The organism is Acinetobacter sp. YH16053 (assembly GCF_013417035.1).
GTDB classification, from domain to species: Bacteria; Pseudomonadota; Gammaproteobacteria; order Pseudomonadales; family Moraxellaceae; genus Acinetobacter; species Acinetobacter towneri.
Window position 1 is genome coordinate 1 of sequence record NZ_VPEP01000115.1, and the last position, 1454, is coordinate 1454.

Genomic DNA, 1454 nt, shown 5'->3' on the forward strand with positions numbered 1-1454 from the left:
CCCTTATCATGAGTTGTTAGACGCTTTGCATTGTCGAGCAGGAACGCTTTTGGTTTTTTTACTCTTAATATTTCTTCGATATTAAAAAATAATGTACCTCTTGTATCTGAGATACCTAACCCTTTACCTGCAATACTAAAGGGTTGACATGGAAAACCAGCTAAGAGAATGTCATGATCTGGGATGTCTTTAGGCTCTATTAGATTAATATCACCAAAGGGTTCTTCACCAAAATTATCCTTATAGATTTTCTTTGCATATACATCCCATTCCGATGCAAAAACCGTTTCACAGCCATATTTTTCAAAACCTAGACGTATTCCACCTATACCAGCAAAAAGATCGATAGTTTTATAAGTAACAGAGGTCATAACAAGATTACAAAGGATGAAAATGAGTGGATTGTACCTAAAATGGATTCTGTATAATTTATTAATCGCCTAACATTACGACAATAGCTGTCGTTAATTATTAAAATAGATCTATTTGTCTATCATACCACCAACAAAAATGAACATTTTTTCTATTAACCTATTTTTAATATAGAATTGATAGCAGTCATATGTTTTCCTACTTTACACTTAACTAGGCTGGTGAAGTGTAAAGTGGGAATTACATATCAATATAAACAACACTATAATAAGTGCTATTTAACATAAAATCTCTTGTAGGAATTAAAAAAGCGTAAGAATATCCTACGCCTGATAGGCCTCAAAAAGATTTTATATTGATTAAGATACAAGTGCTTGACTCTTAATCAAATTAAAAATTTCTTCACTAAAAATTACCTCAACGTCATTACTACCATAAGCATTTTGAGGTTTTTTCACTACAGTAAACAAATCTTTAAGTATTTTAATCGTAAGAGTATTTTGAGAGGCAGTTGAAAGACGAAAAATGGATTCATCTAAAATAGTATTTAGTTTTTTAATCTCAATTTCATTGGTCTTCTTCTCTATAAAAGTAAGATAAGCACGGTAAAGGATTGCTATTGTATTTTTATATTTCATTAATCCATGCATATTCACTTTACCATGTTGATGGGAAGGCTTAATCATGTCTTTGCATGTGATCTTTTGGCTAGATAAGTCAAAATCAGTATGTGCAACTAAATCTCGAATTTCGCGTTGAATATGTGATTTGTTAAAGTAAGGCAAGCTAGTTTCAATTGCTCTTTTAAGATTCTTAGCACTTAAATCAATCTTCTTATTAGCTAGGCTTGAAAAATCAGTACCTTTCGAACTATCTGCATATACCAAGGCATTACTACGGGTCATCATCGTAATGGCTGACCAGAATTGATAATTTATTTCAGCTCTAAGCTCAGCACTAAGATTGAGAGCTGAGTAATTTTTATAAATATAGACAACATCATCAAGATTTTTTAAAAGTTCCGAAGCAACCGCTACTTCAGAATTAACAGGGTTGGGATTAAATTCAATTCTTATCATTGA

At 31.6% G+C, this 1454-nt stretch carries 1 protein-coding gene and 1 pseudogene; both read right to left on the reverse strand.

What is annotated here, in order from left to right; translation table 11 throughout:
* Window positions 1-371, reverse strand: a 371-nt coding sequence (dcm, locus tag FTV43_RS15415; RefSeq protein ID WP_179995833.1) for a DNA (cytosine-5-)-methyltransferase, incomplete at its 3' end; no start/stop codon positions are given.
* Window positions 372-731: 360 nt separating this feature from the next.
* A pseudogene (locus tag FTV43_RS15420) lies at window positions 732-1454 on the reverse strand (hypothetical protein); the annotation flags it as partial.